Source organism: Ralstonia nicotianae (genome assembly GCF_018243235.1).
Classification (GTDB): Bacteria; Pseudomonadota; Gammaproteobacteria; order Burkholderiales; family Burkholderiaceae; genus Ralstonia; species Ralstonia nicotianae.
Genome location: NZ_CP046674.1, coordinates 3,471,340 through 3,486,354 on the forward strand (window position 1 = coordinate 3,471,340; position 15,015 = coordinate 3,486,354).

Annotated in this window: 10 protein-coding genes and 2 pseudogenes; 2 read left to right on the plus strand and 10 right to left on the minus strand. The window is 68.2% G+C overall.

Annotation, left to right across the window (positions count from 1 at the left end; all coding sequences use genetic code 11):
• Positions 1 to 166: 166 nt before the first annotated feature.
• The 3 genes and pseudogenes from GO999_RS16080 to GO999_RS16090 all read right to left on the minus strand — a co-directional run bounded on the left by GO999_RS16080 (position 167) and on the right by GO999_RS16090 (position 1,696).
• A complete protein-coding gene (locus GO999_RS16080; protein ID WP_019719041.1) occupies positions 167 to 1,186 on the minus strand; it encodes an IS110 family RNA-guided transposase in 1,020 nt (339 codons plus the stop codon).
• Between the two features lie 63 nt (positions 1,187 to 1,249).
• A pseudogene (locus GO999_RS25045) lies at positions 1,250 to 1,339 on the minus strand (helix-turn-helix domain-containing protein); the annotation flags it as partial.
• A pseudogene (locus tag GO999_RS16090) lies at positions 1,332 to 1,696 on the minus strand (type II toxin-antitoxin system RelE/ParE family toxin). The pseudogenes GO999_RS25045 and GO999_RS16090, both read right to left, overlap by 8 nt.
• Before the next feature lie 460 nt (positions 1,697 to 2,156).
• Here GO999_RS16090 and GO999_RS16095 point away from each other — a divergent pair.
• Positions 2,157 to 3,881, plus strand: coding sequence for a GMC family oxidoreductase (locus tag GO999_RS16095; protein ID WP_211906394.1), 1,725 nt, complete (start codon positions 2,157 to 2,159; stop codon positions 3,879 to 3,881).
• 18 nt (positions 3,882 to 3,899) lie between these two features.
• Here the strand turns inward: GO999_RS16095 and GO999_RS16100 are convergent, their stop codons facing one another.
• From GO999_RS16100 to GO999_RS16130, 7 genes are all read right to left on the minus strand, one after another.
• A complete protein-coding gene (locus GO999_RS16100; RefSeq protein WP_016722564.1) occupies positions 3,900 to 4,799 on the minus strand; it encodes an amino acid ABC transporter substrate-binding protein in 900 nt (299 codons plus the stop codon).
• 375 nt (positions 4,800 to 5,174) lie between these two features.
• On the minus strand, positions 5,175 to 6,848 hold the full coding sequence (locus GO999_RS16105) for an acyl-CoA dehydrogenase family protein (protein WP_211906395.1): 1,674 nt from the start codon (positions 6,846 to 6,848) through the stop codon (positions 5,175 to 5,177).
• A gap of 86 nt (positions 6,849 to 6,934) precedes the next feature.
• Positions 6,935 to 7,429: a GNAT family N-acetyltransferase gene (locus GO999_RS16110; RefSeq protein WP_019717366.1), complete on the minus strand. Its 495-nt coding sequence runs from the start codon at positions 7,427 to 7,429 to the stop codon at positions 6,935 to 6,937.
• A 20-nt stretch (positions 7,430 to 7,449) separates the two neighbouring features.
• Complete coding sequence (locus GO999_RS16115) at positions 7,450 to 7,752, minus strand: DUF6916 family protein (RefSeq protein ID WP_211906396.1); 303 nt, start codon at positions 7,750 to 7,752, stop codon at positions 7,450 to 7,452.
• A gap of 74 nt (positions 7,753 to 7,826) precedes the next feature.
• Positions 7,827 to 8,348, minus strand: a complete 522-nt coding sequence (locus tag GO999_RS16120) for a phage tail protein (RefSeq protein WP_071011959.1) — start codon at positions 8,346 to 8,348, stop codon at positions 7,827 to 7,829.
• A gap of 14 nt (positions 8,349 to 8,362) precedes the next feature.
• Positions 8,363 to 8,896, minus strand: coding sequence for a phage tail protein (locus tag GO999_RS16125; RefSeq protein WP_016722568.1), 534 nt, complete (start codon positions 8,894 to 8,896; stop codon positions 8,363 to 8,365).
• 9 nt (positions 8,897 to 8,905) lie between these two features.
• Complete coding sequence (locus GO999_RS16130; protein WP_071011961.1) at positions 8,906 to 9,454, minus strand: phage tail protein; 549 nt, start codon at positions 9,452 to 9,454, stop codon at positions 8,906 to 8,908.
• 503 nt (positions 9,455 to 9,957) lie between these two features.
• Between GO999_RS16130 and GO999_RS16135 the strand changes: the two genes are divergently transcribed.
• Entirely contained in the window at positions 9,958 to 14,976 is a 5,019-nt protein-coding gene (locus GO999_RS16135) for a putative Ig domain-containing protein (protein WP_211906397.1), read from the plus strand.
• The last annotated feature ends 39 nt before the right edge of the window (positions 14,977 to 15,015 follow it).

The following is a 15,015-nucleotide window of genomic DNA, read 5'->3' on the forward strand; positions in this document are numbered from 1 at the left end:
CTGACTCACGCCTCATTTTTGCCACGGACCATGATGTCCAGAAGACGATGCAGGTTTGGTGAGCCCCGGTCTAACCTGTTTGCCATCACAATCGATACCTTGCGCAACCTGGGAAGTTCGCGTTCAGTGCAACATCAAGGGCATCCGGATGCCATACATGGTGCCGTCATGCAATTGCCGCCGTATAGTCAGCTCGGTATGAGCATCGGTGCGCAAGCAATGCCCAAATCGTCCGCGCCATCTTGTTTGCTAAGGCCACTATCACAATGTTGAGCGGTCGCCGCTGCCTGAGCTTTGCTGCCCATGACTCTGCATCTTTCACGTGCTTCATGACCGAGCGCGCCCCGTGAATGAGCAAGGTGCGCAAGTAGCGGTCGCCTCGTTTGCTGATTCCAAGTAGGCGCACCTTCCCTCCCGTCCCAATCTGCGCTGGCACCAAGCCGAGCCAAGCTGCAAACTCACGACCAGATTTGAAGGCCTTCGCATTGCCCATTGCGGCAACTGCCGCAGTCGCAGTCAAGAAGCCGACGCCTGGAATATCCGCAATTGCCTTGCACGCATCGCTTTCCTGTAGCCATGCCCTCAAGCGCCGCTCGATACGGGCAATCTCCTCGTCCATGTTGCTCAGACGTTGCCATTGCTCTCTGAGGGAATCTATCAGGACTGCCGGCAATCGCGACTCCAGCCGTGCGAGCACGTCGGGCATCGCTCGGCTCATCGCGGCCCGCCCCAATGCCATGACTTCGCCGTACTCGCTCAGCAGTCCACGCAAGCAATTCGATTGAGAGCGCCGGAATATCACTAGCTGCTGGCGCATGCGATGCAGCGCTAGAACGGCCTGCTGCGCTTCGGTCTTGATTGCCACTGTCTTGATGCCAGGTTGACTCGTTGCAGCCCAGATGGCGCGCGCGTCAGCAACGTCGTTCTTGTTGCCTGTCACAAACGCCTTGACCAGCTTGCCCGGCATCAGTTTGACCTGATGTCCAAGTTCGCTTAACCGCCGTGCCCAGTGTTGTGAGCTGCCACACGCTTCCATGCCAATCAGACAGGGTTCACGATTTGCGAAATGTTCCAAGAAGGCACCTCGCTTGAGTTGCCGGTCAACCACTTCCCCCGTCTCGCGGTCAATCCAGTGCAACTGAAAGACCTGCTTCGCAATGTCAACGCCAATGATGGTCGGTTCCATTTCCGCTCTCCCTGGAAAGGTGGTGACGCACCATTATTGCTGCGGCGGAGGCGTCCATACCATTTTTTTGCCGGTCAGGCCTGCGCGGTGCAGGCCGGAAGCGGCGCTATGAACGGCCTCCGAGGCATCGCTCTTGAAGCGGGTCTCAGTCATGACAAACCTCCACAAGCGCTTTCAGTTCGACCAGCCGGCGAGGTCGGCGCTCGCACACCGGCCGAAGTCGGAGGCGAGCTTCCTGAATGCCGCCAACTCCGGCGCGTCGATATTGTCCCGATCGCTCTTCGCGAAGAGAAAGACAAAAAACCAGCAGCAGCCGGCCCTGTTCAGAACGATGCTGCGTTTTCTGTTCTGGTCCAGCCGCTTTTTCCACACGTTGCCGCCAAGGTCGTCACCCAACCCCTGCATCAGCTGTCTTGCCGCTTTGTGCGGTTCTGCGTCGGAAATGCCGGCGGCCTGTGCTGCCTTGTTGAACCACTTCGTCTTGAATACGCGTTGCGCGGATAGCGGCATGTCGCTCCGGGAAGGCGGATAGGCAGACCATACCACTGAGTGGTATAGATGGAAGGCTTCACCTTCCCGGTGAGGCGCGGCGCGAACCTGCGCGCGGCCGCCGACGCAAGGGCAACCATCCGCCGCCCAGCGCACCGAAAAAAGGACCAGGCCATCAACGTAACCAGTCCGCTCCCTCACCACCATCGGAATCCGCCGCATTTCACGCCACGGCAAAAAGATTGCATCAGCCCTGCCCGTCGCGCACCCGCTTCCGCACCGCGCCATGCCGGATCGGCACTGCCGGCGCCATCCGCGCGGTGATCGGGCATCCGCTTGCTGCATGCCATCGAACAATGCCTCTAATGCCGCGCCCACCGGTGTTTGAAACACGAGGCGCGGCCTACGATGGAGCCATCAAAAATGATGGCGCGCCCGCGAGCGTCGCCCGCCTCGCAGCAGCGTCCATCCGGAGCCCCCCATGGCCACGCCCGCCGCCCCGCTCACCTTCGACTACGTCATCGTCGGCGCAGGCTCGGCCGGCTGCGCGCTGGCGAGCCGCCTGACCGAAGACCCCGACGTGACGGTCGCGCTGCTGGAGGCCGGGCCGCACGATCATCATTTCTCCGTGTGGGTGCCGGCGGGCTACGCGGCCTCGCTGCCGTTCCGGAGCCGGCGCAACTATGCCTACCTGACCACGCCGCAGCCGGGACTGGTCGGGCGTCAGGGGTATCAGCCGCGCGGGCGCGGCCTGGGCGGCAGCTCATCGCTCAACGCGATGATCTACACCCGCGGCCACCGGCACGACTACGACCACTGGGCCGCGCTCGGCTGCACCGGCTGGGGCTGGGACAGCGTGCTGCCCTACTTCAAGCGGTCGGAATGCAACGCGCGTGTCGCGGGCCGCGACGATGATCCGCTGCACGGCGGCAACGGCCCGCTGCACGTGAGCGACCTGCGCACCGACAACCCGATCGCGCAGCGCTTCGTGGAAGCGGCGGTGGCGGCGGGCTACCGCCGCAACGATGATTTCAACGGCCCCGAACAGGAAGGGGTCGGGCTCTACCAGGTCACGCAATACAACGGGGAGCGCTGGAACGCCGCGCGCGCCTACCTGCACGGCGGTGACAGGGCCGACACCACGTTCAACCGCGGACGGCGCCGGCTGACGGTGCTGCCCGACACGCAGGCGCTGCGCATCGTCTTCGAGGACAGGCGCGCGACGGGCGTGGTGGTGGACCGCGCCGGCCGCACCGAGACGCTGCACGCACGGCGCGAGGTCATCGTGTCATCGGGGACGTTCGGTTCGCCGCAGTTGCTGATGGCCTCGGGCGTGGGTCCGGCCGCGCATCTGCGCGCGCTGGGGATTCCGGTGGCGCAGGACCTGCCCGGCGTCGGCCAGAACCTGCAGGACCACCTCGACGTGATCCTGCACAAGAAGCTGTTCAACCTCGACCTGGTCGGCTATTCGCTGCGCGGCAGCGTGCGCATGCTGGGCGAGATCCTGCGCTACCGGCGCGAGCGCCGCGGCATGATCGCCACCAACTTCGCCGAGGCGGGCGGCTTCATCAAGAGCCGGCCCGGCCTGCTTGAACCGGACCTGCAACTGCATTTCGTGGTCGCCATGGCCGACAACCACAACCGCACGTTCAACTACGGCCACGGCTATTCGTGCCACGCATGCGTGCTGCGCCCGGAAAGCCGCGGCGAGGTGCGCCTGGCATCGGCCGATACGCGGCAGGCGCCGCTCATTGATCCGCGCTTCCTGTCCGATCCGGCCGACATGGCGGGCATGATGGCAGGCTTGCGCGCCGTGCGCAGCATCTTCGCGCAGCAGCCGCTGGCCGAACTGGGCGGGCGCGAGCTGTATTCAGAAGGGATTCGCGGCGACGGCTCCGACGACGAAGCCGTGCGCGCGCTGATCCGCCGGCATGCCGACACCATCTACCACCCGGTCGGCACCTGCCGCATGGGCGGCGCGGGCGACCCCGCGGCGGTGGTCGACCCCGAGCTGCGCGTGCGCGGCGTCGAGGGCCTGCGGGTGATCGACGGCTCGGTGATGCCGACGCTCATCGGCGGCAACACCAACGCGCCCGTCATCATGATCGCCGAGCGCGCGGCCGACCTGATCCGCCGGAGCGGCCGGCCGGTGCTCAACGTGGTGACGCAGGCCCCGGCACCGCCCGTGCCGGCCGAGGGGCACTAGGCGGGGGGGCGCGGCGCGTCAGTTGCCGGCGCTGTCGGTGGGGATGCTGAAGGAGTCGCGCAGCAGATGGTTCATCGGAATCTGCAGGTTCAGGTTGTTGGGCGGAATCGGCTGCTGGAACCACTTCTTGTAGAGCTTCTGCACCTCGCCGTCGACGATCAGGCGCGTCATCGACTGGTCGACCAGCTTCTTGAAGTCCGCATCCTGCTTGCTCATCATCATGGCGTACGACGACACCAGCTGCGTCTTGCCGGCGACCACGTAGTCCGACGGGTTGTCGGAGGTGGCACGCATACCCGCGAGCAGCACATCGTCACCCGCGAAGGCATCGGCCTTGCCGGTGCTGAGCATGGCGAACGCGGTCTTCAGGTCGTTCGTGTCCACGGTGCGCATGCCCAGGCCGGTCGCGTCGTTCAGCTTGTGCATCACGTCGGAGGCGCTGGAGCCGCGCGCGGCCACCACCGTCTTGCCGTGCAGGTCGTCCCATTGCTGCAGGCCCGAGCTCACCTTGACCAGCATGCGGCCCTTGGTGATGTAGTGCGGGATGGTGAAGGCCACCTTCTCGCGGCGCTCCGGCGCGTTGTTGGTGGAGCCGCACTCGAGGTCGGCCTTGCCGCTGGCGATGGTGTCCATCCGGTTGGCCGCCGTCACCGGCAGGTACTGCACCTTCAGTTCCGGCCGCTTGAGCGAGGTGCGGATGGCATCGACCACGCGCGAGCAGATGTCGATGGAATAGCCGATCGGCTTGCCGCCGTCGGTGTAGGAAAACGGGACCGAGTCCTCGCGATAGGCCAGCCGGATGGTGCCGGTTTCGCGGATGCGATCCAGCGTCGGGGTGGAGGCCATGGCGTGGAAAGCGGAAACCGCCAGGGGAACGGCAAGCATGGCAAGCCGCCGCGTGCGCGCGGAGAACAGCATTGTGAGATCCTCGAATTTTAGGGCTGGTTTAGGGCACGCCGTTTCGCTGCCCTTGCGACACGGCGGCCCGCGCGAATCCGGGTGCCCGGTGGCGCGGGATGGCATGGGTGGAGGTGTCGCGGTGCCCTGGCGGGTGCCAGGCGCTGGGCGACGTCACGCCCGAGCCATGGGGCATGCATTATGCGGCGACTCGGTAACAATCCTCAACTTACCTCACAGTAAGTTGACAACACAACCATTGACCTGTTCAGACGGGAATTTGGCGGTACCACGCCATATGGAGCACGCCGTGGTGCCGGGCAGGCCGTCGCCATGGGCGGCCAATCAGTGCGACATGTGGCCGCAGTACCACTATTGACCGTCCGGACCCGGGCATCAGGCCGGCCACGCGCGCTGCAGCGCCGCCCCCAGTTCCTGCGCGTTGCCCTCCAGCGTGCCGAACACGCGGCCGTGCTGATGATGGAAGCGGCTGGCGATGAAGCGCTCGGCGTCGTCGGCGTGCGCATGGGCGAGCATCAGCGCGGCCTGGGCCGTCAGCGCCAGTCCCTGGGCGATGCGCCGCGCCGAGGCCTCCTGGATATCACCGGATTGGTGCAGCATGGCCTGCAGCGCCGCCAGCTCGGCCCGCACGGCGCGATGGCCCCGCGCGCGCTCGCCGATGTCCTGCACCAGCCGCAGCGCATCGTCCGGCACGCGGCCGATGGCGCGCAGCACGTCCAGGCACATCACGTTGCCCGAGCCTTCCCAGATGGAATTGACCGGCGCCTCGCGGTACAGGCGGGCCATCGGGCCCTCTTCCACGTACCCGTTGCCGCCCCACACTTCCATCGCCTCGCCGGTGGCCTCGATGGCGCGCTTGCAGACCCAGAACTTGGCGGCCGGCGTGACGATGCGCTTCCAGGCGGCGGCGACCGGATCGGCCTCGGCCCGCTCGAACGCATCGCCCAGCTCCATCATCAGCAGCGTGGCGGCCTGCGATTCGAGCGCGAGGTCGGCCAGCACGTTGCGCATCAGCGGCTGGTCCGCCAGCAGGCGGCCGAACGCCATGCGGTGGCGCGCATGGTGCAGCGCCTGCATCAGCGCGTGGCGCAGGAGGGCCGCGCTGCCGATCACGCAGTCGAGCCGCGTGTGCGTCGCCATCTCGAGGATGGTCGGGATGCCGCGCCCCGCCTCGCCGATCAGGATGCCCTGCGCCGCGCGGAACTCCACCTCGCTGCTCGCGTTGGAGCAGTTGCCGAGCTTGTCCTTGAGCCGCTGGATCTGGACCGGGTTCTTGCCGCCGTCGTCGCGCCAGCGCGGCACGAAGAAGCACGACAGCGGCCCATCCTCCGCGCCCATGCGCGCCACCACAAGATGCGCATCGCACATCGGCGCGGAGAAGAACCACTTGTGCCCGGTGAGCGCGTACGTGGCGCCGCGCCCCTCGCCCCCGTCCTTGCCACCCAAGGGCACCGCCACGGTGGTGTTGCTGCGCACGTCCGAGCCGCCCTGCTTTTCCGTCATGCCCATGCCGACCAGGATGGCGGTCTTCTGCCGCCACGGCAGATCGCGCGCGTCATGCTCGCGGGCGTAGAGGCGCGGCGCCAGGTCGGCGAACAGCGCGGTCTCCTTCTGCAGCACGGGGATGCTGGCGAAGGTCATGGTGGCCGGACACAGCGAGCCGGACTCGATCTGCGCCTGCATGAAATACCCGGCGGTACGCGCGGCCCAGGCGCCGGCGCGGGGCTCGGCAAACGGCAGCGCCTGCAGGCCCTGGCCGCGCATCAGCCCGAGCAGCGCATGCCAGGCCGGATCGAAGCGCACGCTGTCGATGCGCTCGCCGGTGCGGCTGTGGGTGTGAAGCTCCGGCGGGTACCGGTTGGCCTCGGCCGCCCAGGCCAGCGTCCGGGGGGACCCCAGCGTCTCGCCGAACGCCCGCAGCGCATCGGCATGCCAGCCGCCACCGAGCCGGTCGAGCGCGCCCTGCAGCGTGGCGTCCGACGTGAACGGATTGAAATGCGCGAGATCGGGGACTTGGTTGAAGACGCGATGGGTGGCGTCGGCGGGCATGGGAAGTCTCCTGGGCAGATCGTCATGGCCGACCCCCATGGTAGACCACCCCTCGCGCACGGCAGCGCAGCGCGGACTCCAGACGCTCAAGCCGCCGCGCCGCCCCACTCCAGGAACAGGTAAACGCCCTTGTCCTCGACCAGCCGGAACCCCAGACGCCGATACAGCCGCTGCGCCGGGTTGAACCGTTCCACATGGATCTGGACGCGCTTGCCGGCATCGGCCGCCAGCCGGAAGACCGCCGACAGCACCGCGCTACCGATGCCTTGGCCGCAAAACGCCGGCAGCAACGACACGTCGATCACCAGGATCGCATCGGGCCGGTGCTGCAGATAGAGCCGCCCCGCGGACGCGCCGTCCTGCAGGATCAGGAAGAACGCCGCCTCGGGGTAGCTGAAATAGGCACGTTGCTGCGCCTCGAACTGCATGCGCACGAACTGCTGCTTCTGCGCGTCGGTCCAGTCGGTCAGGCGCAGCTCCGCTTCGCGCGTGGACGCGTACAGGCCCAGCAGGAAAGGCTGGTCGTCCGGTGTCACGGGACGCAGGGCCGCGCCGGGCCGGTCGATCGGGAGGATGGGCACGCTGGCTCGGCGGGCGCGGTTCAGGCGAGGTTGAAGCAGGCCTGATAGCGGTAGCCGTCGCGCGGCCCGGCAATCGGCACGAGAAAGATCGGCTGCTCCGGCAGCACGGCATGCTGCAGGAAATAGGTCCCCTGCTGCAGGATGAACGCGGCATCGCCGACGAAGAACAGCGAGAACGCACGGTCCCCCGCGCGCGCGGCCTTGGCGAGCGCGACCTCATCGAGACGCAGCGTGAAGGGCGGGTCGGCGGCCTCGCCGGCTTGCCGGCACACGGAGAACGCGGTGCCGACATGCGGCAGGAACAGCTCGGCGGAAACGGTCATGGAAGCGGCGGATCGCATGCGGAAAGCGGATGCGGACGGCACGGCGCCGCCCGCTCGGAACAGGACAGCCGGGCTCAGGGATGGGGAGGCCAGGCGCCCTGCAGCGCGATGCAGTAGTTCACAGCCAGGTAGGGCTGGCAGTTCTCGTGCGCGGTGCTGCCGCCGGCCGGGCCGACGGTCTGCGGTGCCAGTGTGGTCATGACGGGCGCCGGCGTCGCGTCCGTGGCAATGAACGACTGGTTGTGCGCCACCATGAAGCGCGCCGGCAGCCGGCCCGCCGCCGCCGTAGACGCCGCCCGGGCGTTGTCCCCATACGCGGTGTGCGTATGCATGGGCATTTCACCCTGCTTCAGCGAAATGGTCGCCGCGCCCTGCTGGTCATTCAGCGCGCCGCCCACCGGCCCCATCACCGCGCGGCCGCGCAGGTCGGGCAGGCCGAAGGTCGTGGAGCCGTTGCCGCCATACGTGGCGCCGAGAATGGAGAACAGCGCGGCGTTCTGCGAAATCGGCATCAGCGCGCCATCGCAGGCCGCCCAGTCCACGGGGGCGAAATTGAAGCCGAAAATCCGGATCTCGCCGATGAATTGATCTGACATGTGTCTCCCCCTGTTCAGTTCTGTGACGGGTAGATGCCCGTGATGGCGATGATGTAGTTGATGGACGCGGTCGGCATGTGGTTCGAGTGCGGCAGGTTGGCGCCGGCCACGCCGACGGCCTGGCTGGAAAACGCCGCCTTGGTCGGCGGATTGGCCGTACCGGCATCGTAGAAGCCCTGCGGATTCGGCACGGTGGCGAGCATCGCGCCGGGGCCCGGCGTGATGGTGGTCGCCGTATCGCTGGTCGCGAACAGGGCGTGGCTGTGCGCCGGCATCTGAGCCTGGGTGAGCGTCACGTTTTCCACGCCCAGGTGCTGGCCGATGGTGCGGGCGGTCAAGCCGGGGCCCTGTCCCTGGCCGACCGGCAGCGCGCCCTGCAGGTTGGGCAGCGCGAACGTTGTCCGGCCGTCGCCGCCGTAGGTGGTGCCGAGCAGCGCGTAGAGGATCTCGTTGCTGGAAATGTCGATCAGTTGGCCTTGGCACAGCAGCCAGCCCTGCGGGGCATAGTTGCCGGCAAACAGGCGAATCTCGCCGATGAAGGGTTCCATGATGCGTCCTCAGTTGCGCGACGGGAAAATGCCGGTCAGCGCGATGATGTAGTTCAGCACCAGCGACGGCTGCATGTTCTCGTGCGGCTGCGCGCCGCCCGTGCTGCCGCAGGCCTCGCCGGACAGCGCGGCCACGGGGCCGGGCACGGCATAGAGCGCGGTGCCCGGGCCGCTGATGGTGGGATCGGTCGAGCTGTAGAGGTTGCTGGCGGCGAGCACGTGGTTCTGCGTCGCCCCCACGTTCGTCGAGGTGGCCGGGCTGGACGATGCGTTGAAGAGATGGCTGTGCACCGGCAGCTGCGAGGACACCAGCGTCACGGTCTCCGCGCCGCCCACGCTACCCACGACCGAGTTGACGTAGTCACGGTGCAAGGGGGTGCGGCCCCGCAGATCCGGCAGCGCGAAGGTGCGAACACCGTCGCCGCCATATTGCGTGCCCAGCAGCGAAAACAACGCTGTGTTTTGCGCAATCGGCAACAGTGTACCGTTGCATGCCGCCCATCCTTTTGGTGGATATGAAAACGCGCATAAGCGAATTTCGCCGAGATATTGATCCACAGCTTCTCCTCGCAATGTGGCGGTGCCACGATATTGGATTTTTTTGCAGCGGCTGCCGGCATTTTTACCACCGACAGGTTTGATACTGCAATTTGATTCCGTCGCCGGCCTCGTTGCGTGAATCAGACACGGATGGCCATGATTTTTTCCAGCGCCCGTGAAAACCTGATGTCATGGCAATCGAGCACGCATCGATCCTTACCTGAAGCCAGACACGTACAAACAGTGGCCTTGACGGTGCGATCGGCTTTTCCTAGCATCGCATCGAAATCGACATGGCAGCCCAAATCAACAAAATGGCCATGTCGCTTCACGGAGGGAGTATTTACACGGGTTTACGCCAGCGAGCCGCACAGGGTTTCCCCTGCGCCAAAAAACACCGGCGCCAATTATCCACACCCATTTCTCCCCAGCATCACGGGAAGCCCGTCGGCAATCCGGGCTGATTTTCCAGAAACGCCAACGATAAAGCGCCCTCCAGAATGGGCGCCACGAGGGAGAAAATGCGCAAGCTGATACAAACGATCCTGCTCGGCTGGCGCTTGCTTGCCGGGCTGCCGATGCTCGGACACCTCATGGCGCGCCCGTGCGCCCGGACCCGCCAGGGTGTGCTGGCGATGCTGGCGCTGGGGGCTTGTCAGATGATGCTGTCGTCCCCGGCATGGGCGGCGGCGTGTACGGTCTCCTTCTCGACCACCGCCAATACGCAGAAGTCCTACGTCTTCACGAGCGGCAACACATCCAGTTGCGACCCGTTCCTGATCGGCATCGCCTACGATTCGGCCGGCGACGCCAACAGCTCGACCGGGCCGGTCTTCAACACAGCGACGTCGCAGGGCGGCACGATCGCGATCTACAACGGTTCGGTGCCGCCGTCGGGCGACCCCAATACCAACGGCTTCGTCTACACCCCGCCCACCAATTTCTCCGGCACCGACACCGCCACCTTCTACACCAGCAACGATGGGGTCACCTGGCTGCCCAACGGCACGGTGTCCATCACGGTGACCAGCACCGCGCCGACCGTGACGGGCATCTCGCCGTCCTCGGGCGGCACCGGCGGCGGCACCAGCGTCGCCGTGACGGGCACCGGCTTCACCGGCGCGACCGCCGTCAAGTTCGGCTCGACGAACGCCGGCAGCTTCACGGTCAACAGCGCCACATCGATCACGGCCACCTCGCCCGCCGGCTCGGCGGGAACGGTCGATCTCACCGTGACCACCTCCGGCGGCACCAGCGCGACCAGCTCCGCCGACCAGTTCACCTATGTCGCCCCGCCCACGGCCAATGCGAGCAGCGCCACCGTCGCCCACGGCAGCAGCAGCAACGCCATCACGCTGAGCATCAGCGGCGGCACGCCCACCAGCGTGGCCGTCTCGACGGCCGCCAGCCACGGCACGGCCACCGCCAGCGGCACGTCGATCACCTACACGCCCACGGCCTCGTATTCGGGCACCGACACCTTTGCCTACACGGCCAGCAATGCCGGCGGCACGTCCGCGGCGGCAACGGTGACGATCACGGTGTCCAGCGCCACGGTCAGCTATGCGCCCGCATCACCGGCGGCCGGCACGGTGGGCACGGCGTACAGCCAGTCGGTGGCCTCCGCCAGCGGCGGCACCTCGCCCTACACCTATGCGCTCGCGTCCGGCTCGCTGCCGCCGGGCCTGACCCTGAGCACCGGCGGCACGCTCAGCGGCACGCCCACCTCCGCCGGCACCTTCAGCTTCACGGTCACGGCCACGGACAGCAGCACCGGCACGGGGCCGTTCTCGGCCACCAGCGGCACGCTTAGCCTGACGATCGCAGCGCCGACCATCACCGTATCGCCCAGCACGCTGACGAGCCCGACGGTCGGGGCGGCCTCCTCCCAGTCCGTCAGCGCCAGCGGCGGGACGTCCCCCTACACCTATGCGGTCACGGCCGGCGCGCTGCCGGCGGGCATGAGCCTGTCGTCGGCCGGGACCCTGTCGGGCACGCCCACGGCGGGCGGCGCGTTCAGCTTCACGGCAACGGCCACCGACAGCACCGGCGGCACGGGCCCCTATACCGGCAGCCGCAGCTACACGCTCACGGTCAACGCCCCGACACTGTCGATCACGCCCGCGGCGGGCAGCCTGAGCGCGACCAGCGGCGTCGCCTATAGCCAGGCGTTCGTCGCGGCCAGCGGCACGGCGCCGTACACCTATGCGCTGTCGGTCAACTCCGGCGCGCTGCCGACCGGCCTGTCGTTCAACACCGCCACCGGCGTGCTGTCCGGCACACCGACCACGGCCGGCACGGCCAACTTCACCGTCACGGGCACCGACAGCAGCACCGGCACCGGCCCCTACACGGTCTCGGCAACCTACACGCTGACCACCTCCGCGCCGACCATCTCGCTCGCCCCCGCCACGCTGACCGGCGCCACGGTCGGCACGGCATACAGCCAGAGCGTGACGGCCAGCGGCGGCGCGACGCCGTACACCTACGCCATCACCAGCGGCGCGCTGCCGGCGGGGCTCAGCCTGAATACCGGCACCGGCGCGCTCACCGGCACCCCGACCGCCGCCGGCACGTTCAGCTTCACGGTGCGCGGCACCGACGCCAACGCCTTCAGCGGCACCCGCAGCTACAGCCTCACCGTGGCCGCGCCCACCATCGCGCTGACGCCGACCACGCTCGCCGGCGCCACGGTCAGCTCGGCCTACAGCCAGAGCGTGGCAGCCAGCGGCGGCACCGCGCCGTACACCTATGCCGTGACCAGCGGCGCCCTGCCGGCGGGTCTGTCGCTCAGCAGCGCCGGCGTGCTGTCCGGCACGCCGACCGCGGGCGGCAGCTTCAGCGTCACGATCAGCGCCACCGACAGCACCACGGGCTCGGGTCCGTTCACCGGCAGCCGGGCCTATACGCTGACGGTCGGCTCGCCCACGCTGACCATCTCGCCGGCCTCCACCGCCGGGCTGACCGCCATGGCCGGCACGAGCTACAGCCAGAGCTTCAGCGCCGGCGGCGGCGTCAGCCCCTACACCTACGCGCTGACGGTCAACACCGGCACGATGCCCACCGGCCTGTCGTTCCATGCGGCCTCGGCCACGCTGTCCGGCACGCCGACCACGGCCGGGACGGTCAGCTTCACCGTCACCGCCACCGACGGCAGCTCGGGCGCGGGCCCCTATGCCGTGTCCGGCACCTACACGCTGACGGTCAGCGCCCCCACGCTGACCGTGGCCCCGGCAACCTTGCCCAACCCGGCCATCGGCACGGCCTACAGCCAGTCCATCACGGCCAGCAACGGGACCGCGCCGTACACCTATGCCGTGACCAGCGGCGCGCTGCCGGCCGGCCTGTCGCTGAGCAGCGCGGGCGTGCTGTCGGGCACGCCGACGGCGGGCGGCAGCTTCGGCTTCACCATCACGGCAACGGATGCCAACAGCTTCACCGCCAGCCGCGCCTACAGCATCACCATCGGCGCCGCGACCGTCGCGCTGAATCCGGCCACCGTGCCGGGCGCCACGCTCAACACGGCCTACAGCCAGACGTTCACGGCCAGCGGCGGCATCGGTCCGTACACTTACGCCGTGGCCTCCGGCACGCTGCCGGCCGGCGTGAGCCTGAACAGCACCACCGGCGTACTGAGCGGCACGCCCACCGCCCTGGGCAGCAGCACCTTCAGCATCCGGGCAACCGACAGCAGCACCGGCGCCGGCGCGCCCTACACCGGCACGCGCGGCTACACGCTCGTGGTCGGGCAGACCATCGGGACCGCGCCGCCCGTGACCGCGACCACCACATCCACCGCGCCGGTCACGCTGCACCCCACGGCCAATGCGACCGGCGGGCCGTTCTCGTCGGTGGTGATCGTCGCCGCGCCCGCGAGCGGCACGGCCGTGGTCAACGGCATGGACATCGTCTACACGCCCACCCCGACCACCTCGGGCAACGTCGCCTTCACCTTCGCGCTGGTCAACACGGCCGGCACCTCCGCGCCGATCCAGGCGACGGTGACCGTCAATGCCGTGCCGATCGCCGTGGCGCAGAAGACGGCCAGCACGGCGGCAGGCCAGGCCGTGAATGTCGACCTCACGGACGGCGCCACCGGCGGGCCGTTCACCGGCGCGGCCATCGTGTCGGTGGTACCGGCCAATGCCGGCACGGCGACCATCATGCAGCAGACATCGCAGACGACGGCGGGCGTCAAGGCGCTCGCGGCGGCCGCACCGGTCTACCTGCTCAGCTTTACGCCGGCGAGCGCCTTCAGCGGCACGGCCACCCTGACCTACACGCTGTCCAACGCCGTCTCCACCTCCACGCCGGCCGTCGTGCAGGTGAGCGTGGCACCGCGGCGCGATCCGTCCACCGATCCGGACGTCAACGGCCTGATCAACGCGCAGATCCAGGCCGCGCGCCGCTTCGCCACCACCCAGATCGCCAACTACCATCAGCGGCTCGAAGCCCTGCACGGCACCGGCCGCGCACCGTCGGGCAACGGCCTCACGGTGGCGCTGCCGGGCCCGCGCGGCGATGCGCAGGCGCGCTGCCAGGACGTCTTCGGCATTGCCGCCCGCGACGCCTGCCTGCGCGGCGACAGCACCGCCGGCAAACCGGCCTTCACGCGCGGCAAGCGCAACGCCGACCTCCAGGCAAGTCGGGGCGACGCGGATGCCGGCCCCGACTTGCCGGGAGCCGACGCCACCGCCGACGCCAGCCAGCCGGACCTCGCCTTCTGGACCGCCGGCACGCTCGATTTCGGCTTCGCCAACACCAGCGCGCAGCGCTCGGGCTTCCGCTTCACGACCGGCGGCATCACGGCGGGCGCCGATTACCGCGTATCCGATCGGCTCTCCGTGGGCGCGGGCTTCGGCTACGGGCGCGATTCGACCGACATCGGCAACGCCGGCACCAAGAGCACCGGCGACAGCTACAGCGTCGCGCTCTACGGCAGCTATCGTCCGCTGCCCACGCTGTTCGTCGATGGCGTGGCCGGCTTCGGCACGCTGAGCTTCGATTCGCGCCGCTGGGTGAGCGATGCCAATGACTACGCGATGGGCTCGCGCAACGGGCATCAGGTCTTCGCTTCGGTCTCGGCGGGGTATGAGCACCGCGACAGCGTCTGGCTGTTCTCGCCATACGGACGCCTGTCGGTGTCGGAATCGACGCTGGACCCGTTCAGCGAGACCAGCGCCGGGCTCAACGCGCTGACGTACTTCCAGCAGACGGTGACGACCGTGTCCGGCACCCTGGGCCTGCGCACGGAATACGCGCAGAAAACGCGCTGGGGCACGTTCCTGCCCTATGCGCGCGTGGAGTATCAGCACGACTTCAACGGCCAGAGCAACGCCGGCCTCGCCTATGCGGACCTGGCATCGGCGGGCCCCGCCTACTATGTGATGGGCAGCCCGTACGGCCGCGACCGCATGCAGGTGGGCCTGGGCACCAAGTTCCGCACCGGCCCGCTCACGTTCGGCCTGGACTACAGCGTGATGGTCGGCATGGGTGGGCTGCAGCAGGGCGTGCGGCTGACCTTCGCGGCGCCGTTCTGAGGCGCCCCGGCGCCGGCGCGCAGGGCCGCCGGCGCCGGA

Bases quoted from the DNA above. Each gene is read 5' to 3' on its own strand.
- GO999_RS16080 (WP_019719041.1), bottom strand. From the start codon at position 1,186: ATGGAACCGACCATCATTGGCGTTGACATTGCGAAGCAGGTCTTTCAG.
- GO999_RS16095 (WP_211906394.1), top strand. From the start codon at position 2,157: ATGGCCACGCCCGCCGCCCCGCTCACCTTCGACTACGTCATCGTCGGC.
- GO999_RS16100 (WP_016722564.1), bottom strand. From the start codon at position 4,799: ATGCTGTTCTCCGCGCGCACGCGGCGGCTTGCCATGCTTGCCGTTCCC.
- GO999_RS16105 (WP_211906395.1), bottom strand. From the start codon at position 6,848: ATGCCCGCCGACGCCACCCATCGCGTCTTCAACCAAGTCCCCGATCTC.
- GO999_RS16115 (WP_211906396.1), bottom strand. From the start codon at position 7,752: ATGACCGTTTCCGCCGAGCTGTTCCTGCCGCATGTCGGCACCGCGTTC.
- GO999_RS16120 (WP_071011959.1), bottom strand. From the start codon at position 8,348: ATGTCAGATCAATTCATCGGCGAGATCCGGATTTTCGGCTTCAATTTC.
- GO999_RS16125 (WP_016722568.1), bottom strand. From the start codon at position 8,896: ATGGAACCCTTCATCGGCGAGATTCGCCTGTTTGCCGGCAACTATGCC.
- GO999_RS16135 (WP_211906397.1), top strand. From the start codon at position 9,958: ATGCGCAAGCTGATACAAACGATCCTGCTCGGCTGGCGCTTGCTTGCC.